At 73.5% G+C, this 22565-nt stretch carries 22 protein-coding genes; 9 read left to right on the top strand and 13 right to left on the bottom strand.

Annotated features, from left to right (window positions below; genetic code table 11):
* Positions 1-237: 237 nt before the first annotated feature.
* The 7 genes from ACIQFX_RS34775 to ACIQFX_RS34805 all read right to left on the bottom strand — a co-directional run bounded on the left by ACIQFX_RS34775 (position 238) and on the right by ACIQFX_RS34805 (position 8390).
* On the bottom strand, positions 238-1920 hold the full coding sequence (locus ACIQFX_RS34775; protein WP_402471556.1) for a dipeptide ABC transporter ATP-binding protein: 1683 nt from the start codon (positions 1918-1920) through the stop codon (positions 238-240).
* Positions 1917-2906 (bottom strand): ABC transporter permease, encoded by a 990-nt coding sequence (locus ACIQFX_RS34780; protein ID WP_402471558.1) that lies wholly within the window; start codon positions 2904-2906, stop codon positions 1917-1919. Before ACIQFX_RS34780 ends, ACIQFX_RS34775 begins: the two co-directional genes overlap by 4 nt.
* Positions 2903-3880, bottom strand: coding sequence for an ABC transporter permease (locus tag ACIQFX_RS34785; RefSeq protein ID WP_402471560.1), 978 nt, complete (start codon positions 3878-3880; stop codon positions 2903-2905). The genes ACIQFX_RS34780 and ACIQFX_RS34785 overlap by 4 nt, the downstream gene beginning before the upstream one ends.
* The gene (locus tag ACIQFX_RS34790) at positions 3877-5604 is read right to left on the bottom strand and encodes an ABC transporter substrate-binding protein (protein ID WP_402471562.1); all 1728 of its coding nucleotides are present in this window, start codon (positions 5602-5604) and stop codon (positions 3877-3879) included. Before ACIQFX_RS34790 ends, ACIQFX_RS34785 begins: the two co-directional genes overlap by 4 nt.
* A 189-nt stretch (positions 5605-5793) precedes the next feature.
* Positions 5794-5889 carry an Ms4533A family Cys-rich leader peptide gene (locus tag ACIQFX_RS34795; protein WP_402471565.1) on the bottom strand — a complete coding sequence of 32 codons (96 nt, stop codon included), beginning with the start codon at positions 5887-5889 and terminating at the stop codon, positions 5794-5796.
* A 101-nt stretch (positions 5890-5990) separates the two neighbouring features.
* Positions 5991-7415, bottom strand: coding sequence for a DUF3152 domain-containing protein (locus tag ACIQFX_RS34800; RefSeq protein WP_402471568.1), 1425 nt, complete (start codon positions 7413-7415; stop codon positions 5991-5993).
* 9 nt (positions 7416-7424) lie between these two features.
* Positions 7425-8390 carry an alpha/beta fold hydrolase gene (locus tag ACIQFX_RS34805; protein ID WP_402471570.1) on the bottom strand — a complete coding sequence of 322 codons (966 nt, stop codon included), beginning with the start codon at positions 8388-8390 and terminating at the stop codon, positions 7425-7427.
* Positions 8391-8530: 140 nt separating this feature from the next.
* Between ACIQFX_RS34805 and ACIQFX_RS34810 the strand changes: the two genes are divergently transcribed.
* The 4 genes from ACIQFX_RS34810 to ACIQFX_RS34825 all read left to right on the top strand — a co-directional run bounded on the left by ACIQFX_RS34810 (position 8531) and on the right by ACIQFX_RS34825 (position 10390).
* The gene (locus tag ACIQFX_RS34810; protein ID WP_402471572.1) at positions 8531-8746 is read left to right on the top strand and encodes a hypothetical protein; all 216 of its coding nucleotides are present in this window, start codon (positions 8531-8533) and stop codon (positions 8744-8746) included.
* 146 nt (positions 8747-8892) lie between these two features.
* Entirely contained in the window at positions 8893-9552 is a 660-nt protein-coding gene (locus ACIQFX_RS34815; protein WP_367822461.1) for a TetR/AcrR family transcriptional regulator, read from the top strand.
* Between the two features lie 127 nt (positions 9553-9679).
* Positions 9680-9907: a DUF3107 domain-containing protein gene (locus ACIQFX_RS34820; protein ID WP_402471575.1), complete on the top strand. Its 228-nt coding sequence runs from the start codon at positions 9680-9682 to the stop codon at positions 9905-9907.
* Between the two features lie 213 nt (positions 9908-10120).
* Positions 10121-10390 carry a hypothetical protein gene (locus ACIQFX_RS34825; RefSeq protein ID WP_402471577.1) on the top strand — a complete coding sequence of 90 codons (270 nt, stop codon included), beginning with the start codon at positions 10121-10123 and terminating at the stop codon, positions 10388-10390.
* Between the two features lie 44 nt (positions 10391-10434).
* Here ACIQFX_RS34825 and ACIQFX_RS34830 read toward each other — a convergent pair whose 3' ends face one another.
* The gene (locus ACIQFX_RS34830) at positions 10435-11157 is read right to left on the bottom strand and encodes a ferritin-like fold-containing protein (protein WP_402471580.1); all 723 of its coding nucleotides are present in this window, start codon (positions 11155-11157) and stop codon (positions 10435-10437) included.
* A 186-nt stretch (positions 11158-11343) separates the two neighbouring features.
* Here ACIQFX_RS34830 and ACIQFX_RS34835 point away from each other — a divergent pair, with 186 nt between their 5' ends.
* Together ACIQFX_RS34835 and ACIQFX_RS34840 are read left to right on the top strand one after the other, a co-directional pair.
* The gene (locus ACIQFX_RS34835) at positions 11344-14538 is read left to right on the top strand and encodes a DEAD/DEAH box helicase (RefSeq protein WP_402471583.1); all 3195 of its coding nucleotides are present in this window, start codon (positions 11344-11346) and stop codon (positions 14536-14538) included.
* Positions 14539-14742: 204 nt separating this feature from the next.
* The gene (locus ACIQFX_RS34840; RefSeq protein WP_402471584.1) at positions 14743-15648 is read left to right on the top strand and encodes an alpha/beta fold hydrolase; all 906 of its coding nucleotides are present in this window, start codon (positions 14743-14745) and stop codon (positions 15646-15648) included.
* Here the strand turns inward: ACIQFX_RS34840 and ACIQFX_RS34845 are convergent.
* Positions 15632-16561, bottom strand: coding sequence for an NYN domain-containing protein (locus ACIQFX_RS34845; RefSeq protein ID WP_402471586.1), 930 nt, complete (start codon positions 16559-16561; stop codon positions 15632-15634). The two genes, ACIQFX_RS34840 and ACIQFX_RS34845, sit on opposite strands and share 17 nt — an antisense overlap.
* A gap of 175 nt (positions 16562-16736) precedes the next feature.
* Here ACIQFX_RS34845 and ACIQFX_RS34850 point away from each other — a divergent pair, with 175 nt between their 5' ends.
* Positions 16737-16889, top strand: a complete 153-nt coding sequence (locus ACIQFX_RS34850) for a hypothetical protein (RefSeq protein WP_365755448.1) — start codon at positions 16737-16739, stop codon at positions 16887-16889.
* 104 nt (positions 16890-16993) lie between these two features.
* Here the strand turns inward: ACIQFX_RS34850 and ACIQFX_RS34855 are convergent, their stop codons facing one another.
* From ACIQFX_RS34855 to ACIQFX_RS34870, 4 genes are all read right to left on the bottom strand, one after another.
* Positions 16994-17599: a MarC family protein gene (locus tag ACIQFX_RS34855; RefSeq protein WP_402471590.1), complete on the bottom strand. Its 606-nt coding sequence runs from the start codon at positions 17597-17599 to the stop codon at positions 16994-16996.
* A gap of 237 nt (positions 17600-17836) precedes the next feature.
* The gene (locus ACIQFX_RS34860) at positions 17837-18697 is read right to left on the bottom strand and encodes a PHP domain-containing protein (protein ID WP_402471593.1); all 861 of its coding nucleotides are present in this window, start codon (positions 18695-18697) and stop codon (positions 17837-17839) included.
* A gap of 169 nt (positions 18698-18866) precedes the next feature.
* Positions 18867-19505: a DUF6758 family protein gene (locus tag ACIQFX_RS34865; RefSeq protein WP_402471596.1), complete on the bottom strand. Its 639-nt coding sequence runs from the start codon at positions 19503-19505 to the stop codon at positions 18867-18869.
* 198 nt (positions 19506-19703) lie between these two features.
* Positions 19704-20288: a suppressor of fused domain protein gene (locus ACIQFX_RS34870; protein WP_402471598.1), complete on the bottom strand. Its 585-nt coding sequence runs from the start codon at positions 20286-20288 to the stop codon at positions 19704-19706.
* 418 nt (positions 20289-20706) lie between these two features.
* Between ACIQFX_RS34870 and ACIQFX_RS34875 the strand changes: the two genes are divergently transcribed.
* Together ACIQFX_RS34875 and ACIQFX_RS34880 are read left to right on the top strand one after the other, a co-directional pair.
* Positions 20707-21834: a magnesium and cobalt transport protein CorA gene (locus ACIQFX_RS34875; protein WP_402471600.1), complete on the top strand. Its 1128-nt coding sequence runs from the start codon at positions 20707-20709 to the stop codon at positions 21832-21834.
* Between the two features lie 13 nt (positions 21835-21847).
* Positions 21848-22354 (top strand): hypothetical protein, encoded by a 507-nt coding sequence (locus ACIQFX_RS34880; RefSeq protein WP_402471602.1) that lies wholly within the window; start codon positions 21848-21850, stop codon positions 22352-22354.
* Positions 22355-22565: the final 211 nt, after the last annotated feature.

The following is a 22565-nucleotide window of genomic DNA, read 5'->3' on the forward strand; positions in this document are numbered from 1 at the left end:
CCCGCCCCCCCCCCCCCCGCCCCCCCCCCCCCCCCCCCCCCCGGGGGCGGCCCCCGGGTGCCCCCCCCCCCCCCCCCCCCAAACCCCCCCCGCCCCCCGGGGGGGGGGCCCCCGGCCGGCCCCCCCCCCCACCACCGGAAGGGGTGAATGCACGTAACTTTCCCACCCCGGTCGCGTTCTGTCGCGGTACGCGCCGGAACGGTCACGGAGGGTCAGGCAGCGGCCTTTCCTGCCCGGTCAGACGGTCACCGGCTCGCGGCGCCTCCCCCGCCGCTCGGCCGCGAGGGCCGGGTCGAGCGCGGGGACGGCGGCGAGCAGCCGCCGGGTGTACGGGTCCCGGGGCGCGCCGTACACCTCGTCGACCGTGCCCTGCTCGACGACCCGGCCGGCGCGCATGACGGCGACCCGGTCGCTGACCTGCCGGACGACCGCGAGGTCGTGGGCGATGAAGACGAGGCCGAGGCCGAGTTCGGCCTGGAGCTCCGCGAGCAGGGCGGTGACCTGGGCCTGGGTGGTGACGTCGAGCGCGGAGACGGGTTCGTCGCAGACGATCAGCCGGGGTTCCGCGGCGAGCGCGCGGGCGATGCCGACGCGCTGGCGCTGGCCGCCGCTGAACTCGTGCGGGTAGGCCCCGTACCGGTCGGGGTCGAGCCCCACCCGGTCGAGCAGCTCCCGCACCCGTCCCCGTATCCGGGTCTCGTCGCGCTCCCCCGCGACCCGCAGCGGGTCGGCGATCGACTCGCCGACGGAGCGGCGCGGGTTGAGGGAGGCGACCGGGTCCTGGAAGACCATCTGGAGTTCGCGCCGGTACGGGCGCAGCTCGCGCTCCGACAGGGCCCCGATCTCCGTGCCTCCGTACCGGAGCCGGCCGCCCGTCGGGTCGAGGAGCCGCACCAGCATGCGGCCGAGGGTGGTCTTGCCGCTGCCGGACTCCCCGACGACGCCCAGGGTCTCGCCCGCGCGGACGGTGAGGGACACCCCGTCTACGGCGGTCACGGCGGCCTTGCCCCGGCCGAACTCCCGCCGCAGGTCGACGGCTTCGAGGAGCGGCTCGCCGTCCCCGACCCCGCCGGGCCCGGTGGGTTCGGGGACGGCGGCGGTCCGCGCCGGCCCGTCCAGCCGGGGCACCGCGGCGAGCAGCCGACGGGTGTACGGCTCGGCCGGCGCGCCCAGCACCCCGGCCACCGGGCCCCGCTCGACCTCGCGGCCGCCCCGCATGACGAGGACGTCGTCGACGCCCTCGGCGGCGACGCCCACGTCATGGGTGACCAGGAGCAGCGCGGTGCCCGTCTCGCGGCGCAACTCGTGCAGCAGGTCGAGGATCTGGGCCTGCACGGTGACGTCCAGGGCGGTGGTCGGCTCGTCGGCGACGAGGAGCCGGGGCTCGCAGGCGAGGGCCATGGCGAGGAGGGCGCGCTGCCGCATGCCGCCGCTGAACTCGTGCGGGCGGGCGCGGGAGCGGCGGGCCGCGTCGGGGATGCCGACCCGGTCGAGGACCTCCACGGCCCGGGCGCGGGCGGCCTTGCGCGGTCCGGGGTGGTGGACGCGGTACACCTCGGCGATCTGGTCGCCGATGGCGTAGTACGGGTCGAGGGCGGACAGCGGGTCCTGGAAGACCATGGCGGCGGCGCCGCCGCGCAGCCGCCGCAGCTCGTCCGGGCCGGCCGCGGCGACGTCGATCCCACCGACCCGCACGGTGCCGGCGACCCGGGCGCCCGTACCCCGGTGGAGGCCGAGGAGGGCGCCGGCGACGGTGGACTTGCCGCTGCCGGACTCGCCGACGAGGGCCAGGGCGCGGCCGGCCTCCAGGGTGAAGGAGAGGTCGTCGACGGCCCGTACGGCGCCGTCGAACTCGACGGTGAGGCGGTCGACTTCCACGAGCGGGGCCGTGGTGCCGGGCCCGGGGTCCGGGAGCGTCATGACAGGGCGACCCTTCGGTCGGCGAGGGCGTACAGGAGGTCGGCGACGACGTTCGCGAGGACGACGGCGACCCCGGTGAGGAGCACGATGCCGACGACGACCGGCAGGTCGACGTGGCGGACGCCGTCGATGAGGGTCTTGCCGAGCCCGGGGATGCCGAAGAGCGACTCGGTCAGCACGGCCCCGCCGAACATGGTGCCGAGGTCGATGGCGCTGAGCGCGATGACCGGCGGCACGGCGCCGCGCAGTGCGTGCCGGGTGACGACGGACCGCTCCCCCACCCCGTAGGCGCGGAAGGTGCGGATGTGGTCCTCGGCGAGCGTCTCCAGAGTGGAACTGCGGGTGAGCCGCGCGTACTTGGCGGATTCGAAGAAGCCGAGGGCGAGCCAGGGCAGCAGCATGTTCCAGGCCCACTGCTCGGGGTCCTCGCCGAGCGGCACGTAGGTCGGGAAGGGCAGCCACCGGAGGTAGGCGCAGACCGCCATGAGCAGCAGCAGGCCCAGGATGAAGACGGGGGTGCCGGTGCCGGCGAGGGTGAGGACGGTGAGGGTCCGCTCGGTGAGGCCGCCGCGGCGGAGTGCGGAGAGCAGTCCGGTGCCGATGCCGACGACGAGCCAGATCGCCATGGCGCCGAGGGCGAGCGAGGCGGTGGCTCCGAGCCGTTCCAGGACGAGTTCGGTGACCTGCTGGTCGTTCTGGTACGAGAGGCCGAGGCAGGGCGCCTCGCAGTGCAGGACGCCGGTGCCGGTGGAGTAGTCGCGACCGGCGAAGACGCCCTGGAGGAAGTGGAGGAACTGGGTGAACACGCTTTCGTTCAGGCCGAGTTGTTCGCGGACCTGGGCGATCTGCTGCGGGTTGCAGCGTTCGCCGCAGGCGAGCCGGGCGGGGTCGCCGGGCACGACGTAGAAGAGGGCGTACACGAGGACGGAGAGCGCGAGGAGGACGAGGGCGGCGCCCGCGAGCCGCTTCAGGACGTAGCGGGTCATCGGGAGGTCTCCTTTCGCGTGCCCACGCCGAGCCGGCCGGCCTCGCGCGGGTCGAGGGCGGTGCGGACGGCGTCGCCGAGCACGGTGAAGGCGAGCACGGTCGTGAAGAGCAGTCCGGCCGGGAGCAGCACGTACGCCGGGTCGGCCCGGAACCAGGTCTGCGCGGTGGACAGCATCTGCCCCCAGGAGGGCGTGGGCGGGGTGACGCCCACGCCGAGGAAGGAGAGCGAGGCCTCGACCACGATGTTGGTGGGGACGAGGATCGCGGCGTAGGTGATGACGGGCGCGGCGAGCGAGGGCAGCAGCTCGCGCCGGGCGGTCCGCCACCGCCCCGAGCCGGCGAGCCGTGAGGCGGAGACGAAGTCGAGGCCCTTGAGGGTGAGGGTCTGGGCGCGCACGATCCTGGAGGTGCCGGCCCAGCCGAGCAGCCCGATGACCAGGACGAGCAGCAGCGGGCGCGGGAAGTCGCGGGGGACGACGGCGGTGAGCGCGATGGCGAGGACGAGGAACGGCAGCGCGAGGAAGACGTCGGTGATCCGGCCGAGGGCGCCGTCGACCCAGCGGTTGCCGAGTCCGGCGGCGAGGCCGACGAGCAGTCCGACCAGGACCTGGACGACGGTGGCGCCGACGGCGACGAGCAGCGAGATCCGGGCCCCGTACAGGAGGCGGACGAACAGGTCGCGTCCGGTGCCGGGTTCGACGCCGAGCCAGTGGTCGGCGCTCGCCCCGCCGAAGGCGCCGTACGGGACGCCACCGCGGGCCGAGTCGACGAGGTCGTCGTGGTACGTGTTCGGGTCCTGGCCCGTCAGCGCGGCGAGCAGCGGGGCGGCGAGGGCGAGCGCGACGAGCAGGAGGAGGACGGCGGCGGAGGCGAGCGCGGCCGGGCGGGTGCGCAGCCGCCGCCAGGCCTGCCGGGCCGGGCCCGTGGCGGGGGTGCCCGCCACGGGCGCCGGCGTGTCGGTCGGCGTGGTCACTTGACCGCGACCTGCGAGATGTCGAGGACGCCGGTCCAGTCGCTGATGACGACGTTCTTGACGTCCTTGCCGACGAGCCGCTTGTAGACCGGGTGGAAGAGGGGCACGTCGAGCGCCTGCTCGCCGATCCTGCTGTCGAGGGCGCCCCAGCGGGCGGCGGCGGCCTTGAGGTCGGTCAGCTTGTTGATCTCGTCGATCTCCTTGTTGACCGACGGGTCGTTCAGCTGGGCGTGGTTGTAGTTGGAGCCGTCGGTGACGATCTGGCGGCCGTCGAAGATCGGCGCGAGGAACGGGCCGCCGGCGGGCCAGTCGGCGCCCCAGCGGGAGAGGAAGAAGCCGGGGGCGTCCTTGACGCTCCAGCGCTTCTCGTTGAAGGAGTTGGGCTCCTGGCCGTCGAGCTCGACGGTGATGCCGGCCTTGCCGAGGGCCTCCTGGACGGCGGTGGCGATCTCGGGGCTGGTGGCGCGGTTCTGGGCGGTGGAGTGCAGCAGGGTGACGGTCAGCCCGTTCGGGTAGCCGGCCTCCTTGAGGAGCTGCCTGGCCTTCGCCGGGTCGCCGGTCTTCCCGGCCGGGAAGTGGTCGTACGGCGTGAAGCCGAAGGCCTTCTGCTCGGGCAGGAAGGTGGTGGCGGGCTCGGCGAGGGCGGAGCCGCCGGCGGCGTTGACGATGCTGGTGCGGTTGACCGCGTACGAGATGGCCTGGCGGACCTTCGGGTTGTCGAAGGGCTTCACCTCGGGGTTGAAGGCGAGGTAGTTGGTGAAGCCGAAGTGGCCGGTGCCGACGCGGGCGGCGAGCGCCTCGTCGGAGCCGGTCTGGGCGAGTTCGGCCGGGCCGAGGTTGGTGTCGGTGGTGACGGCGGCGGAGTCGGCGCCGGAGGAGGTGGCGAGCCTCTGGTTGATGACGGCCTCGTCGAGCCCGGACCTGACGTCGACCCGGTCGGGGTAGGCCTTGCGCTCCTCGTCGGTCTTCGGGTCCCAGTGCTCGTTGCGCTCCAGGACGAGGTGCTCGCCGTCGTTCTTGTTCGCGACGACCTTGTACGGGCCGGAGGAGACGGGGTGCTCCTCGTACTTCGCGCCGGTGTCCTTGGCCTTGGGGACGGGCGCGAACTGGGTCTGGGTGGCGACGAAGGGGAACTCGCCCTCGGCCTTCTTCAGCTTGAAGACGATGGTCCTGGCGTCGGGGGTGACGATCGACGCGAGGCCCTCGGGGTCCTTGTACGGTCCCTGGTACGTGTCGCCGCCGATCAGCCAGTCCCGCAGGTAGGGGGCGCCGCCGGAGAGCTCGGCCGCGAAGGACCGCTCGATGCCGTACTTGACGTCGGCGCTGGTGATGGGCGTGCCGTCCTCGAACTTCAGGCCCTCCTTCAGCGTGTACGTCCACTCCGTGGCGTCCTTGTTGGGGCGGCCGGTGTCGGTGGCGAGGTCGGGGACGACCTGGGTGCCGGCGGCGCCCGCCTCGCGGTTGCGGGTGGTGAGCGTGCGGAAGACGAGCGAGGGGACGTTGCCGCCGCCGGAGGTGTAGAGGCGGGCCGGGTCGAAGTCGCTCTGGGCCTCGCTGTTGAGGACGGTCAGCGTGCCGCCCTTCTGCGGGGCGCCGTCGGCCTTGCCGGAGGTGCCTCCCTCGGCGCCCGCGTCCTCGGGACCGCAGGCGACGGCGCCCGAGGCCAGGACGACACTGACGGCGGCCGCTGCCACGCGGCGGGAAACGACGGACGGTCGACGCATCGGAGAAACCTCTCGGAGAACTACGTGAAGGAAAAGGGGAATTCCACGCAGGCGACGGCGAGGGGAGTCGTCCGGGACATCACGTCGACAAAAGCGAGAAGCCGCGCCTGCGGGGTGGGAGAACCCGGGCGCGGAAAGTCGTCGGCATTACCGAAAAGGAAAAGGAACCGACGAACGCTCGGGCGGGCGTCAGCTACAGAGAACGTCGGACACGGTGTGTGCGGTCACGCCGATGAGCGCCAGCTCGATGGCGGCGCGATCGGATACGACGTGACGGTGCGACATGCCGAGAAATATGGACGAACGCGCGAGCGATGTCAACGCGGATCCCGGCCGGAGTGAGACACGGGTCTCGGAATGCGATCACTCCGGGATCGGACGGAACGTCAACTTCCGGGATGCACCCAGGGGTTGGGGCGGCACGGAATCCCGTCGACCTTCAGGGACTTCGTCTGCTGCTGCATCACGGGCGCGAGCGCACCGGCCGTACGGCAGCTCACATGGCTGTGCCCGAGTCGGTGGCCCACCTCGTGGTTGATGAGCATCTGGCGATAGGCGTGCATGGCCTTCGGTCCGAAGGTGTCCGATCCCTGCGCCCAGCGGAATGCGTTGATCATCACGCGTTCGGTGGAGGCGGAGTCACAGGACACGTTGTCGACCGTGGTGTCCAGACCGGACTTCCTGCACCAGGCCCCGGTGGTGCCGGGACTGGCGAGCGTGATGACGAACTCCGGCTCTCCACTGGAAATCCGCTCGAACTTCATCTCGCCGTTGCCGGCCCAGCTGCGCTTGTCGTTCAGGGTCTTCTGCACGGCGTCGGCGAAGAGCTTGGCGTCGAGGCCGATCCCCTTCTCCACGTCGATCCGGTAGCGGATCAAACGCCCCTTGCCGGGCGCCTTCTCGAAGCCGGGCACCGCGTCGAAGGTGCCGGGGCCCTTCAGCTTCGGATCGATCGGGAACCGGTGGGCCATCAACTGCTCGTACGTCAGCGGGGCGACGGCGGGAGCCGGGGTCTTCGGGACGACCCGGTCGTCGGAGCGCGAGGCGGAGGTGTCGTCCGTGGGCCGGTCGCTCGGCCGCTCGGCGGCGTGGGTGACCGGCGGGGCCGTGTCCCGGTCGGCGACCTGACCGGCGACGACGACGGCGAGGACGGTGGCGACGCCCGCGGCCGCGACCCCGGTGAGGGTGCGGCCGAGACCGCCCCGACCCGTCGGACCCTCCGGCTCCGGGTCCTCGACGGCACCCGCACGGCGCGGTCCGGGGACGAACGGCGCCTCGGCACCGGCCCGTTCGGGCGCGGGCGCGGTGGCCCGATGGGTGCCGCGGCGGCCGCCGTACGGGCCGGGCGCGGGCGTCGGCATCGGAGCGGGGGCCTCGTCGTGCTGCGGATGGCCCCCCCGCACGGGGGTCCGGTAGGCGGGGATGCCGTGCGCCGGGGTGCCGGGCGTCCCGTGCGCCGGGGTGTCGAAGGCCGCGCCGGCGTAGCTGCCGGTCCCGTGGGTGACACCGGCACCGCCGGTACCGCCCGCACCGGCCCCGTACGGGACGCTTCCGCCCGCACCGGCCCCGTACGCGCCGGGCCCCCGGCTACCGCCGGAGTACGCGCCGTAGCCGTACGTGGGCGTCCCGTGGGCCGGGGTGCCGTACGCCGGGGTCCCGTGGGCCGGAGTGCCGGCGGCTTCCTGGCCGCCGCCCGGGGCCCTGCGGCGGCGTCCCGTCCCCGGAGCGGGGGCCGGGTACTGCGCCTGTGCCTGCTCGGCCGCCGGAGGGGCGGCGGGTGCGGAGCCGCCCTTGCGACTGTGTCGTCCCACGGTCCCGGATCAGCTCCCGCCGTGGTCGGCGATCAGGTCCCGCGCGGCCTGGGCGACCGCCTCGGGGTACTCCATCATCGCCACGTGCCCGGCGTCGGGAAGGGTCAGCAGGCGCGAGCCGCGGAAGGCGGCCGCGGCCCTGCGGGCCATCCGGTACGAGACCAGCCGGTCGCGCCCGCCGTAGACGAGGAGCGTCGGGGCGAGGACGCGTTCGGCCTGCCGCCACAGCCCGTGCTGGCCGCCGAGCGTGTAGGCGTCGACGATGCCGCGCGACGAGCGGGCCATGGCGTCCCAGAAGTAGGGGAGCTCCAGCCGCCGCTCCATCTCCTCGACGGCGTGCAGAAAGCCCTCGTCGGAGACCCGGCGGGGATCCCCGTAACAGAGGGAGAGGACGCCGCGGACGCGCTGCTCGGGCGTCCAGTCCCGGGAGAGCTTCGCGAAGAGCGCGGCGACACCCGGCACCGCGAGCATCACGGTGGGCCAGGCGGTGCGCTGGGCGCGCAGCTCGGGGAGCGCCGGGGAGACGAGCGTCAGGGTGCGGACCAGGTCGGGCCGGGCGGCGGCGACGCGGGTGGCGACGGCGCCGCCCAGCGAGTTGCCGAAGAGGTGGACGGGGCCGCGTCCGCCGGCGTCGAGGAGCCGGATGACCGCGCGGGCGTGTCCGGTGACCGAGTAGTTGCCGTCGTCGGGCGGCGGGGAGTCGCCGAAGCCCGGCAGGTCGACGGCCTCGCCGTCCACCCGGTCCGCGAGCAGCGGCATCAGGCTGGACCAGTTCTGCGAGGAACCGCCCAGGCCGTGCACGTACAGCGCGGGCGGCAGGCCGGGGGCGGTGCCGGGCCGGGAGCGCACGGTGAGGGTGAGTCCGGGCAGCTCGACGGAGCGGAGCTCCTCGCCGTCGGCGACCCGCACGGCGCGCGGCCTCGACGCGGGTGGTGCGGCGGCGGTCCGTTTTTCCGGGAGCTCGGTCGACGACATGGCCGCAATATTACGAGACGATCACGCGGCTCCGCGTGTGGGTGCCGTCACAGGTGCGTGTGCGGCGGGGCGCGTGTGCTCCTACGCTCGAAGGGAGGGCCATCGGAGAGGACCGCGACCCGCGTGCCGGAAGGAACCGCATGACTGTCGATCCGTCCGAGCCGGACACATTCGCCGAGGAAGAGGTCGTCTTGCTGGAGCAGGAAATCCCGGAGGCCGACGCCGCCGAGCAGCACACCGAACTGCAGCAACGCGAGGACGAACACCCCACTCATATCGAGCACGAGTCGGCGAACGAGGCCGACGCGTCCGAACAGGCGCGCGTGGTCACCCTGGACGAAGACGACTACCGCTGATTTGTTCGGTTTAATCTTGAATCGACTGTCGACCCGGACGTCCGGTCCGTGAAATTCTGCGTTCGCACCGCGCACAGCCGGGTTACCCAAAAGTACGATGGCGGCGCGGCGCGACAGCGCGCATGGATCGATTCTTGGGAGGCCGCGTGAGCGCCATCGAGCAGACAGAGGCAGCACGCCCTCGGGGCACGCGCCTGCCGCGACGTGCCCGACGGAACCAGCTGCTCGGCGCGGCCCAGGAGGTCTTCGTCGCCCAGGGGTACCACTCGGCCGCGATGGACGACATCGCCGAGCGGGCCGGCGTCAGCAAGCCGGTGCTCTACCAGCACTTCCCCGGGAAGCTGGAGCTGTACCTCGCCCTGCTCGACCAGCACTGCGAGTCCCTCCTCCTCGCGGTGCGCACCGCCCTCGCCTCCACCACGGACAACAAGCTCCGTGTGGCGGCGACGATGGACGCGTACTTCGCCTACGTCGAGGACGAGGGCGGCGCCTTCCGACTGGTCTTCGAGTCCGACCTGACCAACGAGCCCGCCGTGCGCGAGCGCGTGGACCGGGTCAGCCTGCAGTGCGCCGAGGCGATCTCCGACGTCATCGCCGAGGACACCGGCCTGTCCAAGGACGAGTCGATGCTGCTCGCCGTGGGCCTCGGCGGCGTCTCGCAGGTCGTCGCCCGCTACTGGCTGTCCAGCGAGTCCAAGATCCCCCGCGACAAGGCCGTCGGTCTGCTCACCTCGCTCGCCTGGCGCGGCATCGCCGGCTTCCCGCTCCACCCGGTGGACGGCCTGCTGAGCGCCGAGGGCCACTGAGCATTCCCGAGCGCTGTTCGCTCCTGGCGTGCCGCGGCTGCACCGTGCGCGTCCCCTCACCGGGCTAATGTGTGCAGCGTACGGCGCAAACAATCGCGCAACGCTGACCGTTCGGAGGGACATAGCCGTGGAGGTCAAGATCGGCGTGCAGCACGCACCCCGGGAGATCGTTCTGGAGAGCGGGCAGTCCGCCGAGGAGGTGGAGCGCGCGGTGGCCGACGCACTGTCCGGCACGTCGCAGCTGCTCAGTCTCTCGGACGAGAAGGGTCGCAAGGTCCTCGTTCCCGCCGAGAAGATCGCGTACGTGGAGCTCGGCGAGCCCGCCGTCCGCCGCGTGGGTTTCGGCGCGCTCTGAGCCCGGGTCCGACGAAGGCCCGGTGGACCGTCTCGGTCCACCGGGCCTTTCGCGTGCCGTGCCCCGCCGCCCGGCCGCACGGCTCGGCCGCCGGGCCCCCGGATGACCGTATGGCCACGTCAGGGGGTACGGGAGGATTGCTTTCCGAGCCTCGGGGGTAGGAGGTCTGCGACCGCACCACCCGCCCCGCAGCACCCCGCGAGGTGATCCCCCGTGTTCCTGGAAGCCCTCGGTTCCGCCCTGCTCGGTTTCGCCCTGGCCTGGGTGGCCGCGCAGCGGCTCGCCGACCGCCTCCCCGCCAGGGGGAGGGTCCTCGCCACCGGCACGCTCGGCGGCGTGTTCGGCGCGCTCGTCACCCACGGGGCCCTGGGCCCCGGCCACTTCCTCGCCACGCTGATCGGCGCGGTGGCGGTGGCGGCGGTCCTGCTGTCGCTGCTCGTCCGCCCGGCCGCCCGAAGGCTGCGCCGATCAGCGGCGGCGTGAGGAGCGCCGCCCGACCCGTCGGTCGTACCGGCTGAGGAGCCGTCCTACGCGGCCAGGCCGAGCGCGGCCATCCGCTTGGTGTGCGCCTCGGTGATCCGGGAGAACATCCGGCCGACCTCGGCGAGGTCGAAGCCGTCCGCCACGCCGCCGACCAGCATCGTCGAGAGCGCGTCGCGCTCGGCGACCACGCGCTGCGCCTGCGAGAGCGCCTCGCCCATCAGCCGGCGCGCCCACAGTGCGAGCCGGCCGCCGACGCGCGGGTCGGCGTCGATGGCGGCGCGCACCTTCTCCACGGCGAAGTTGCCGTGGCCGGTGTCGTCGAGCACGGAGAGGACGAGCGCGCGCGTGTCGGCGTCGAGGCGGGCCGCGACCTCCCGGTAGAAGTCGCTCGCGATGGAGTCGCCGACGTACGCCTTGACCAGGCCCTCCAACCAGTCCGACGGAGCGGTCAGCCGGTGGAAGTCGTCGAGCGCCCTGGCGAAGGGCTCCATGGCCGTGGTCGGCTCGGCGTCGACGGCCGCGAGGCGGTCACGGAGCTGCTCGAAGTGGTGGAACTCGGCCGAGGCCATCTTCGCCAGCTCCGCCTTGTCCGCGAGGGTGGGCGCCAGCTTGGCGTCCTCGGCGAGCCGCTCGAAGGCCGCCAGTTCTCCGTAGGCGAGGGCGCCGAGGAGGTCGATGACGGCGGCGCGGTACTGCGGCTCGGCGGATGCCGTGGCCCAGTCCTCGGCGGCGATCCCGGTGGGTGTGGCGTTGTCAGGCGTCTCCATGGAGCGCACAATAGCCCGCTCGCGGTCCCCGGGAAGGCCCTGGTCAGTCAGTGTGACCGTGCCCTCATCACGTTTTCTCCCAACACACATGCGCGAATCCGGGGTACAGTGATAAAGCGCCTGCTGAGTATGCGGACATGCTTTCGCACGTTCGGACGTACCCGGTGGGCCGACTCATGAATGAGGATGCCCGGTCGGTGGCCCGATCGGCTCCGGCCCGACAGCCCTTCCGGCGGACCCGCGGAAGGGTCACCCTCAGCGGTACGACGCTCGAGCGACGGCAGTGGTCCCGTGCCACCCGGCAGTGATCTCCACGATCCGGCCGGAAGGATCCCGGCACGGTACGACCCCCTTCGTTCGCCTCGCGCCGCGTCTCACAGAAGAGGCAGCACCCTGACTACGACTTTCCGAGAGCTCGGAATCCTCCCTGAGACGGCCGAGGCCCTTGAGGCCGTCGGCATCGTCAACCCGTTCCCCATCCAGGAGATGACCCTCCCGGTCGCCCTCACCGGCACCGACGTCATCGGCCAGGCCAAGACCGGCACGGGCAAGACCCTCGGCTTCGGTCTCCCGATCCTGGAGCGCGTGACCGTCCCCGTGGACGTCGAGGTCGGCCGGGCGAAGCCCGAGCAGCTGACCGACGCCCCGCAGGCCCTCGTCGTCGTCCCGACCCGCGAGCTGTGCCAGCAGGTCACCAACGACCTCCTCACCGCGGGCAAGGTCCGCAACGTCCGCGTGCTCGCCATCTACGGCGGCCGGGCGTACGAGCCCCAGGTCGAGGCGCTGAAGAAGGGCGTCGACGTCGTCGTCGGCACCCCCGGCCGCCTGCTCGACCTGGCCGGCCAGCGCAAGCTCGACCTGTCGCACGTGAAGGTCCTCGTCCTCGACGAGGCCGACGAGATGCTCGACCTGGGCTTCCTGCCCGACGTCGAGAAGATCATGAACATGCTTCCGGCGAAGCGCCAGACGATGCTGTTCTCGGCCACCATGCCGGGCGCGGTCATCGGCCTCGCCCGCCGCTACATGTCGCAGCCGACGCACATCCGCGCCACCTCGCCCGACGGCGAGGGCGTGACCGTCGCCAACATCAAGCAGCACGTGTACCGCGCGCACTCGATGGACAAGCCGGAGATGGTCTCCCGCATCCTGCAGGCCAACGGCCGCGGGCTCGCGATGATCTTCTGCCGCACCAAGCGCACGGCGGCCGACATCGCCGAGCAGCTGGAGCGGCGCGGCTTCGCCTCCGGCGCCGTCCACGGCGACCTCGGCCAGGGCGCCCGCGAGCAGGCGCTGCGCGCCTTCCGCAACGGCAAGGTCGACGTGCTCGTCTGCACCGACGTCGCCGCCCGCGGCATCGACGTCGAGGGCGTCACCCACGTCATCAACTACCAGTCGCCGGAGGACGAGAAGACGTTCCTCCACCGCGTCGGCCGCACCGGCCGCGCGGGCGCCAAGGGCACCGCGGTGACGCTGGTCGACTGGGACGACATCCCGCGCTGGCAGCTCATCAACAAGGCGCTCGGCCTCGACTTCCACGAGCCGGTCGAGACGTACTCCAGCTCCCCGCACCTCTTCGAGGAGCTCGACATCCCGGCGGGCACCAAGGGCGTCCTGCCCCGCGCCGAGCGGACCCGCGCGGGTCTGGGCGCGGAGGAGCTCGAGGACCTCGGCGAGCCCGGCGGACGCCGCGGTCGCGGCCCGAAGCCGGCCGAGCGGACCGAGGAGCGTCCGGAGCGCACGCGGACCCCGCGTCAGCGCCGGCGCACCCGTGGCGGCGCCTCGGACGACGCCCCGGTCTCGACCGCCCCGGCGTCGGCGGCCCCGGCCGTCGAGGCGGGCGGCACCACGGACGAGGCCCGGACCGAGTCCGGCCCCCGCACCCCGCGCCGCCGCCGTCGCACCCGCGTCGGCGCCCCGGGCGCCGCGCCGGTGACCCAGGCCGCCCCGGTCGCCCAGGCGGCTCCGGTCGCCCAGGCCGCCCCGGTGGCCAAGGCCGCTCCGGTGGCCAAGGCCGCTCCGGTCGCCCAGGCCACTCCGGTGACGAAGGCCGCTCCCGTGGCGGAGACCGCTCAGGCCCTGGCCGCCGCGGCCCCGGCGGAGGAGCCGAAGGCTCCCCGTCGTCGTAGCCGCACGCCCCGCCAGACGCCCGTGACGGCCGCGCCCGTCGCCCAGGCTCCGGCTGCCCCGGAGCCGGCTCCGGCCCCGCGCCGCCGTCGTCCCCGCGTGGTACGGCCGGTCGAGGACACCGGTTCGTTCCAGACCGTCGAGACCGCCGCGGCCGCCCTGCGCGCCGCCGCTCCGGCCGTCGTCGAGGCGCCGGTCGCCGAGACCCCCGCGGTCGAGGAGCCGAAGCGTGCCCCGCGCCGCCGGGCGACCCGCAAGGCCACCGGATCCCCGGTCGCCGAGCAGGTCGTCCAGCAGGCCGCCGCCCCGGTCGTCGAGGCCCCCGTGGCCGAGGCTCCCGCGGTCACGGCCGAGGTCCCGGCCCCGCGCCGCCGCCGCGCGGTCCGCCCGGCCACCAACGCCCCGGTCGCGGTCGTCGAGGCCCCGGTCGCCGAGGCCCCCGTGGTCGAGGCTCCCGCCGCCGATCCGGTCGCCGAGCCGGTCGCCGAGGCCCCCAAGGCCCCGCGCGGTCGCCGCACGGCCCGCCGCCCCGCCGGCTCCCCGGCCACGGCCGAGACCCCCGCGGTCGAGGCCGTCGCCACCGAGCCGGTCGCCGAGCCGGTCGCCGAGGCCCCCAAGGCCCCGCGCGGTCGCCGCACGGCCCGCCGCCCCGCCGGCTCCCCGGCCACGGCCGAGACCCCCGCGGTCGAGGCCGTCGCCACCGAACCGGTCGTGGTCGTCGAGGAGGCCCCCAAGGCCCCGCGCGCCCGCCGCACCGCCCGCAAGGCCGCCGGCTCCCCGGCGACCACCGAGGCCCCCGCGGTCGAGGCCGTCGCCACCGAGCCCGTCGCCGAAACGGTCGTGGTCGTCGAGGAGGCCCCCAAGGCCCCGCGCGCCCGCCGCACCGCCCGCAAGGCCGCCGGCTCCCCGGCCACGACCGAGACCCCCGCGGCCGAGGCCGTCGCCGAACCGGTCGCGGTCGTCGAGGAGACGCCGAAGGCGGCCCCGCGCCGCCGTACGACCAAGAAGGCGGCCGTCGCGGAGGCCGTGGTCGAGGCGCCGGTCGCCGAGGAGGCCCCCAAGGCTCCCCGTCGCCGCGCGGCGAAGAAGACGGTCGTCGCCGAGGCGCCCGACGCCTCCGAGCCGAAGACGCCGACGCGTCGCCGTACGACGAAGAAGGCCGCGGCCGCCGAGGCCGAGGCCCCCGCGACGGACGAGGCCCCCAAGGCTCCGCGCCGTCGCACCACGAAGAAGGCGGCGGCCCAGCCCGAGAGCTGACCCCCGCCGCTCCACCCGTCACACCCGTGCGGCCCGGTCCCTCCCCAGGGACCGGGCCGCACGGCCGTGTCACGGCACAGCCCGCGCCCCGTGCAAGCTCGCGCGGCCCAGGCCGCAGGGCCGCGTCACGCCCCGCCCTCGTCCCGTCCTCGCCCCCGTCCGACCCGCGCGGCCGCCTTCGTCGTGCGCCGCTACAGTCCAGATATGAGCAAGCCCCGTTCCCTCGTACTGCCGCCTCGTACTCGCGCCCGGAGGCTGGTCACCGCGCGCGGTGACTTCGCCGTGCTGGATGCGGCGCCGGTGGGCGGGCGGCGGGGGACGGTGTTGCTGCTGCCGGGGTTCACGGGCAGCAAGGAGGACTTCCTGGCGCTGCTCGGGCCGCTGGGCGAGGCGGGGTACCGGGCCGTGGCCGTCGACGGGCGGGGGCAGCACGAGACGCCGGGCCCGCGGGGCAGGAGGGCGTACCGCCGCAGGGCGCTCGCGCTGGACGCGGTGGCGCAGGCGGCGGCCCTCGGGGACGGGCCCGTCCATCTGGTCGGCCACTCGTTCGGCGGCCTGGTGGCGCGGGCCGCGGCGGCGCTGGCCCCGGACGCCTTCCGCTCCCTGACCCTGCTCTCCTCGGGTCCGGGTCCGGTCGCCCGGCCGCAGCGGATCCGGGTGCGGGTGCTGCGCGGGGCCCTGGCGCTGCTCCCGAAGGAGCGCGTGTGGCAGGCGATGTGCCGGCTGGAGAGCCGGGGCGAGGAGCCGGGCGCGACGGACGCACCGGAGCTGACGGAGTTCCTGCGGCGGCGCTGGATGCGGACCCGGATCGCCCAACTCGCCGGAGCCGGAAGGCTGCTGGTGAACGGTCAGGACGGCACCGAGGAGCTGACCCGGCTCCGGATGCCGCTGCACATCGCGTACGGGGCGGACGAGCCGGTCTGGCCCCCAGCGGGCCTGTCGGCGACGGCGGCCCGCACGGGGGCGCACCACACGGTGGTGGAGGGCGCCGGCCACTCCCCCAACGTGTCGCACCCGCAGGAGCTGACCGACCGCCTCGCCGCCTTCTGGGAGCGGTCGGACGCGCCCGCCGGAGACGCCCCCGCCGCCGAGGTCAGTACTGCGCCTTGAGGTGCTGCCAGAAGCCGTCCCGCAGGGCGCGCCGGAGCGAGGCGTGTCCGCGCAGGGAGCGGCTGAGCAGGCGCTCCGCCTCGACGAGCAGGTCCTGGTCGACCGGTCCCGGCAGGTAGGGCGCGCCGGGCAGGAGTTCGGCGAGCCGGTCCCGACCCCGCTCGCCGAGCCAGGTCGCGGCGATCTGGGCGCCGACGAACCGGACCTCCTCGCGGGAGGGCGGCGGCTCGCCCTCGTTCTCGTACGTGGTGACCGGGCGGCGGGTGACGTACGGGCGGCAGAAGTCCAGCTCGAAGGTGCGCTGGCTGTCGACCTCCCAGAGGAGCGCCTCGGCCTGGTTGCGCCCCTCGGCGGCCTCGATGCCCCAGAGGTGGACGCGGGCGCCGTACCCCTGGGCGGCCTCGACGGCCGAGACGAGGTCCTCGTCGCCGCCGACGAGGGCGGCGTCGCTGATGGCGCGGTGGCGGGCGAGGGACTCCAGGTCGGTGCGGATGAGGGAGTCGACGCCCTTCTGCTGATTGTTGGCGTTGAGGTTGCCGAGGCGGACCTTGACGTCGGGCAGCTCGGCGATGGCCTGCTGCTCAGGGGTGTGGATGCGGCGCCTGGCCCCGTCGTACCAGTAGACGCGGAGCAGTCTGCTGTCCGCGAAGATCGTGCGGGCCTTGTCGATGAAGGCCTCGATGAGGCCTTCCGCGTCGAGGTCGAAGGAGCGGCGGTCCTCGGTGCCCGCCACAAGCAACCCGGCCGCAGCATGGACGTAACCCGCGTCGACGAAGATGGCGTGGGTGGAAGGGGTCTTGGCCACCTCGGCCAGCATCCGCTGAAGCAGCTCGTTGGTGCGCTCCAGGCGCGCGTCGAGTTCGCGCAGGCGGGCGGTCGTATCGGTCACCTGAGTGGTCTCTGCGTCGTTCATACGGGGCTCATTGTCCGCCGGTCGGGGCGCGGCCGCCACACCCTCTTACCCGCCAGTAGTTAGTCATCCGAAAATTTTCTTTAGCGTAAGGAATGTTTGCAGGGTGCACCTCGTTGCACCCCTGTGTACGACAGTTCTCCATCAGGAGGATCAACTCAGACGAAGGGAGAAGCCCATGCGCTTCGAAATCCTGCGACTCGACGACACCGACGGCACGCCCGTCGACCGGACCGTCGTGGACGCCGCCTCCGTCAACCGGATCGTGCAGCAGGCCGCCGCGATCGGCCAGCGCATCTGGATCCGCCCCGCCGAGACCTCGGCCTCGTAACAGGCCCGGTCCACACCACGCACCGCGCCCCCGCACGGACTTCGCAAGAGCGGAATCCGTACGGGGGCGCAGTGGCGTCCGGGGCACCCGCCCCGGGCCGCCGGTCAGGCGTTCTGGATCACCTGGGTGACGCCGTTGATGATCTGCTGCACGGCGATGGCGGAGAGCATCATGCCCGCGAGCCGCGTCACCAGGACGACGCCGCCGTCCTTGATGACCCGGATGATCACCAGCGAGTAGCGCATGGTCAGCCACAGCACGACGTGCATGGCGGCGATGGCGGTCCACACGGAGACCTGCGAGGCGACGCTGTCGGCGTGCTGCACGGCCAGGATGACCGAGACGATCGCGCCGGGACCGGCGAGCAGCGGCATGCCGAGCGGCACCAGGGCGACGTTCACGTCCTTGGTCTGCTTCGGCTCGTCGGTCTTGCCGGTGAGCAGGTCGAGCGCGATGAGCAGCAGCAGGAGACCGCCCGCGATCATCAGCGCGGGGACGGAGACGTGCAGGTAGTCCAGGATCTGCTGCCCGAGCAGACCGAAGACGGTGATGACGCCGAAGGCCACCGCGACGGCCTGCCAGGCCATCCGGCGCTGCACCTTGGCCGGGCGGCCCGAGGTGAGGGCGAGGAAGATCGGGGTGATCCCGGGGGGATCCATGATCACGAAGAGGGTCAGGAACAGCGAGCCGAAGACGGCGACGTCGAACACGGTGGGGTGCCTTGCGGGAGAGGTCGAACAGTGGGGTGTCCCCACCTGGCGGAATCTGGGATTCCGGAAGCAGGGCAGGAGAAGCGCCACCGGAGCACGGCACAGAGCCGTACGGCGGCGCGAAACGGAGTCGGGGCGCGCGCACCCGCCCGGGAGGCGGCGGGCGCGACGGCCGGCCGCCGTCACGAGGGAGCGGCGGAAGGGGGCCGAGAACGGCCCCGAGGGCGTACGGCCCTCTTAGCGGGATCCGCCCGCGCCGGGGACCGGGAAGGCGCCCGCCGCACGGCGGGTGATCTCGCCGTAGATGTCGGGGTCGGTGGTGTACTCGCCGAGGCGGCAGGTCTTGCGGCTGCCGTGGTAGTCGCTGGAGCCCGTGGTCAGCAGCCCGAGCTCCTTCGCGAGCCCGCGCAGCCGCGCGCGCGTCGCCTCGTCGTGGTCCATGTGGTCGACCTCGATGCCGTCGAGTCCGGCCTCGGCGAGCCGGGCCATCGAGGCCTCGGGCAGCACCTGGCCGCGCTTGACGGCGAGCGGGTGCGCGAAGACGGTGACCCCGCCGGCCGCCTTGACCAGGCGGATCGCCTCGACCGGGTCGAGCTCGTGCTTCCCGACGTACGCCCGGCCGCCGTCGGCGAGCCACTCGGGCGTGAACGCACCCGACACGTCCGGTACGACGCCCAGCTCGACGAGCGCCTCGGCGACGTGCGGGCGGCCCACGGAGCCGTCGCCGGCGATCCGGGCGACCTGCTCCCAGGTGACGGGGACGCCGAGCTCCTGGAGCTTGCCGACCATGGCGCGGGCCCTCGGCACCCGGTCGTCCCGGACGAGCTCGCGCTCGGCGAGGAGCGCGGGCTCCGTCGGGTCGAAGAGGTACGCCAGCATGTGCAGGCTGATCCCGTCGACACGGCAGGACAGCTCGGCCCCGGTGACCAGCGTCAGCCCCTCGGGCAGCGCCTCGATCGCCTCGGCATGGCCGCGGGTGGTGTCGTGGTCCGTCAGCGCGACGACGTCGAGCCCGGCCGCGGCCGCGTTCCGTACGAGCTCCGCCGGCGAGTCCGTACCGTCGGACGCCGTGGAGTGGGTGTGCAGATCGATGCGCACGACGCGGTACTCCGGGGCTCGGCACGGACGAGGGACGCTCCAGCATAACGGGCGAATCGAACACGCCCGTACGGAACGTCAGACGCTCCCGGAGCGGAGACCGGGGTGGGGACCCGGCCATGGGCCGAGCCGCGGACCCGGCCGCGGTCAGGGCGGACCCGGCCGGCGGCTAGCCGAGGAGCCTCGGGGTGAGGGCGCCGCACGGCAGGAGTTCGACTTCGGCGCCGGCGTCGCGCAGGTCCGTCAGGACGAGCTCGTCGTACATGAGGAGGCCGGACTGCTCGGGCCAGACGATGGCCCACAGCCACATGCCGCACGCCTCCCCCGCGAAGACCGCGCGGTCATGGGGAGCGCCGTTGACGTGCCAGAGCGGGGTGGGGCGGCCGGCGGCCAGCACCTTCGTCTGGGGCGGCTTGTCGATGGACATGCCGGGGCCGGGGTCCGGGCCGTCGATGCCGGCGTACCGGGCACCGAGGCCGACGCCGAGCTCCTCGGCGACGAGGACCAGCTCGCCGATCCCGCCGAGGGGTCCGGGGCCCGAGCACGCGACGGCGGTCGCGCGACCGCCGCTGCGGTCGTCCCCGGCGTACGCGACCCCGGTGAAGAGCCAGCCGACGGGAAGGGGCCACGGCATCCACACCGGGACGTGGGACCGGTTCACCACGACACCGAGCGCCTCGACGCTGGGCGGGATCACGGGCTGGAGCGGGTACACCGAGCCGTGTACGTCACACTGCCAGGAGTCGGCGAAGAGACCGGGCGCCCTGACCCGGCCACCGCACTTCGGACAACTGGGTTCGCCCCTCATAGGGCTCAACGGTCCTAGCTCTTCCGCCCCGCGTCAAGGACGTCAACGGACGATCACCCGTCCGGCCCGGGCCGTTCACCCTCGGTGGACGCACACCCCGGCGACGGCCGGTTCGGGCGGGGCGGGAGGGGCGGTGACCCACCCGGGAGGGGCGGTGACCCACCCGGGTGGGGCCGGTGACCCGCTGACCCGCGCGCCTCAGTCCAGGTTCACGGAGCCGCGCAGGGGATCGCGCAGGTCCGTCCCCTTGGCCAGCCAGCGCTCCTCCAGGGCCTGCGCCCCGTGGACCCGCTTCCAGGCGGCCTCGTTCGGGGTCATCGGGAGCAGCGGCAGGAAGCGGACCGGGTCCATCGGGTCGTCGAGCTCCAGGTCCTCCACGAGGCCGCCGGACCCGGCGACCAGGACGGAGCTGAAGGCGGCGCCGGGCCAGAGCGGTTCGCCGACGTCGAGCGAGGCGCCGGGGGCCACGACGACGCCCTCGACCTGCGGGGTGGAGGCGAGCACGGCGAGCGGGCGCAGCACCTTGTCGGTGTCGGCGAGCCCGGCCCGCACGGTGAGGACGAGTTCCGCGCGCGGACCCTTCACCGGGTCGGCGAGCGCGGCGGTCGGGTCGGCCATCGGCTGCGCGGACATGCCGAGGGTCGCGTACCGCACGAGATCGCCGTCGATGAACCGGAGCACCTCGATCCGGTCCGTCCCGAGAAACGTCACCGCGGCCCGCGCGTCCGGTTCTCCGAGCGCCGTCCGCAGCCGGGCCTCGACCAGTGCAAGAACTTCTGCCATGGAGGGAGCATAGATCGCGTATGGAACGGGCAAAGGAAGGGATTGACCCTCTGTCGGCTGATAGTGTTGGCCACTGGTCGGGATTCCCGACTGCTCGTCACACGTCATCCCCGACAGGGGACCGGCCGGAGGAGGTGGGACTGCGATGGACCGAAGTCGATCGGGCAGTACCAGCAGCTCTTCCGCCGCTCCGCACCCCCGCCAGGTGCGCTCCCTCCGGTGACGTCCGGGTCCGGCACGGACCCGCCCCTCCGGCATCTCGCACGACGGAAGAGCACTTCGCCTTTCCCTGTCTGTAGCGACCGCCGCCGACGCGTCTCTCCGGTGCCGCCCGCTTTGTGGACGACGTATCTCTCCGTCCCCATTCCGGGCTGTGCCACGCTCCGCGCCGACGGCCGATCCGTGAAGGAGCACGCCCATGTCGATGATCCGTGACCTCACCGCAGCCGTCCGCCCGAGCCTGCGGCACACCCTGCGCAAGACCCCCACCACGTACACCTCGTACGACCCCACCCGCGACCACTCGGCCTCCAGCGCCGTGGTCGACTGCGCCGTCTACCGCGACGGGCGCCGGATCGACGACCGCGAGTGCCTCACGCCGCGCGGCGCGATGCGCCAGGTACGGGAGAGCGGCGGCTTCGCCTGGATCGGCCTCCACGAGCCGACCGAGGCCGAATTCGCCGGAATCGCGGCCGAGTTCGGGCTGCACCCGCTCGCCGTCGAGGACGCCGTCCACGCCCACCAGCGGCCCAAGCTGGAGCGGTACGACGACACCCTCTTCACCGTCTTCAAGACCATCCACTACGTCGAGCACGCCGAACTCACCGCGACCAGCGAGGTCGTCGAGACCGGCGAGGTCATGTGCTTCACCGGCCCCGACTTCGTCATCACCGTCCGGCACGGCGGCCAGGGCTCCCTGCGCAACCTCCGCCACCGCCTCCAGGGCGAGCCCGAGCTCCTCGGCAAGGGCCCCTCGGCCGTGCTGCACGCCATCGCCGACCACGTCGTCGACGGCTACATCGCGGTCGCCGACGCCGTCGAACTGGACATCGACCAGCTGGAGATCGACGTCTTCTCCCCCGCCGCGAAGGGCTCCACCCGCGGCACGGACACCGGCCGGATCTACCAGCTCAAGCGCGAGGTCCTGGAGTTCAAGCGGGCCGTCACCCCGCTCCTGCGCCCCATGCAGCTGCTCAGCGAGCGGCCCATGCGGCTGGTCGACCCCGACATCCAGAAGTACTTCCGCGACGTCGCCGACCACCTCGCCCGCGTCCAGGAGCAGGTCGTCGGCTTCGACGAGCTCCTCAACTCGATCCTCCAGGCCAACCTGGCGCAGGCGACCGTCGCGCAGAACGAGGACATGCGCAAGATCACCTCGTGGGCCGCGATCGTCGCCGTCCCCACCGCCGTCTGCGGCGTGTACGGCATGAACTTCGACCACATGCCCGAACTGCACTGGAAGTACGGCTACCCGATGGTGCTCACCGGCATCATCGCCATCTGCTTCACCATCCACCGCACCCTCAAGCGCAACGGCTGGCTCTAGATAGGCTTCGGCCATGACCGACATGCTGCTCACCGGCGCCCTCGTCGAGGAGGCCACCAAGAAGTCCGGCCTCGTCTGGGTCCGGGGCACCGGGCCCGCCCGCGCGCTCTGGCACGTCTGGCACGACGGCGCCGCGCACGTCGTGGGTGACGGGCCCGGCGAGCAGCCGCTGCCCGGCCTGGCCGACGGCGGTACGGCCGAGGTGACCGTGCGCAGCAAGGACAAGGGCGGCCGGCTCGTCGCCTGGACCGCCACCGTGCGCGAACTCGCCCCCGGCGGCGAGGCGTGGGAGGCGGCCGTCGCCGAGCTCAAGGGCAAGCGGCTCAACGCCCCCGACGGCGAGGCGATGCCCGCCCGCTGGGCGCGCGAGTGCCGGGTGCTGCGGCTCGACCCGCAGTCCTCGACGACGGACCTGCCCGACGGCTCCCTGGCCGCCGTCCCGCTGCCGTCCGAGGCGATCACCCGCCGCCCGGTGCCGGCGGCCCTGCCGAAGCTGCTGTTCGGCCGGAAGCGGCGCTAGGGCCCGCTCGGCGGGCTCCCTCGGAAGGGTCCCGTCGACGGGCCCGGCCCGATCGGCGAGACGCCCCACGAGCCCGGCCCGATCGGCAACAAGCCCTCCTAGGCCCGGTCCGGAGCCTAGTGCTGTGACCGCATAGGTTCACCGGGTTGCTCGTTGTGCTGGTTGGAAGTGATGACGCTTCCAACCAGCAGGGGAGGTGGGATGGCACCAC

The sequence above is a fragment of the Streptomyces sp. NPDC093089 genome (genome assembly GCF_044754405.1).
Classification (GTDB): Bacteria; Actinomycetota; Actinomycetes; order Streptomycetales; family Streptomycetaceae; genus Streptomyces.

What these genes read in the sequence shown, in the direction of transcription:
- ACIQFX_RS34840 (WP_402471584.1), top strand. Translation starts at nt 14,743, where the DNA reads ATGAGCAAGCCCCGTTCCCTCGTACTGCCGCCTCGTACTCGCGCCCGG.
- ACIQFX_RS34870 (WP_402471598.1), bottom strand. Translation starts at nt 20,288, where the DNA reads ATGGCAGAAGTTCTTGCACTGGTCGAGGCCCGGCTGCGGACGGCGCTC.
- ACIQFX_RS34865 (WP_402471596.1), bottom strand. Translation starts at nt 19,505, where the DNA reads ATGAGGGGCGAACCCAGTTGTCCGAAGTGCGGTGGCCGGGTCAGGGCG.
- ACIQFX_RS34830 (WP_402471580.1), bottom strand. Translation starts at nt 11,157, where the DNA reads ATGGAGACGCCTGACAACGCCACACCCACCGGGATCGCCGCCGAGGAC.
- ACIQFX_RS34835 (WP_402471583.1), top strand. Translation starts at nt 11,344, where the DNA reads ATGCCCGGTCGGTGGCCCGATCGGCTCCGGCCCGACAGCCCTTCCGGC.
- ACIQFX_RS34780 (WP_402471558.1), bottom strand. Translation starts at nt 2,906, where the DNA reads ATGACCCGCTACGTCCTGAAGCGGCTCGCGGGCGCCGCCCTCGTCCTC.
- ACIQFX_RS34805 (WP_402471570.1), bottom strand. Translation starts at nt 8,390, where the DNA reads ATGTCGTCGACCGAGCTCCCGGAAAAACGGACCGCCGCCGCACCACCC.
- ACIQFX_RS34810 (WP_402471572.1), top strand. Translation starts at nt 8,531, where the DNA reads ATGACTGTCGATCCGTCCGAGCCGGACACATTCGCCGAGGAAGAGGTC.
- ACIQFX_RS34790 (WP_402471562.1), bottom strand. Translation starts at nt 5,604, where the DNA reads ATGCGTCGACCGTCCGTCGTTTCCCGCCGCGTGGCAGCGGCCGCCGTC.
- ACIQFX_RS34795 (WP_402471565.1), bottom strand. Translation starts at nt 5,889, where the DNA reads ATGTCGCACCGTCACGTCGTATCCGATCGCGCCGCCATCGAGCTGGCG.
- ACIQFX_RS34845 (WP_402471586.1), bottom strand. Translation starts at nt 16,561, where the DNA reads ATGAACGACGCAGAGACCACTCAGGTGACCGATACGACCGCCCGCCTG.
- ACIQFX_RS34880 (WP_402471602.1), top strand. Translation starts at nt 21,848, where the DNA reads ATGACCGACATGCTGCTCACCGGCGCCCTCGTCGAGGAGGCCACCAAG.
- ACIQFX_RS34775 (WP_402471556.1), bottom strand. Translation starts at nt 1,920, where the DNA reads ATGACGCTCCCGGACCCCGGGCCCGGCACCACGGCCCCGCTCGTGGAA.
- ACIQFX_RS34875 (WP_402471600.1), top strand. Translation starts at nt 20,707, where the DNA reads ATGTCGATGATCCGTGACCTCACCGCAGCCGTCCGCCCGAGCCTGCGG.
- ACIQFX_RS34850 (WP_365755448.1), top strand. Translation starts at nt 16,737, where the DNA reads ATGCGCTTCGAAATCCTGCGACTCGACGACACCGACGGCACGCCCGTC.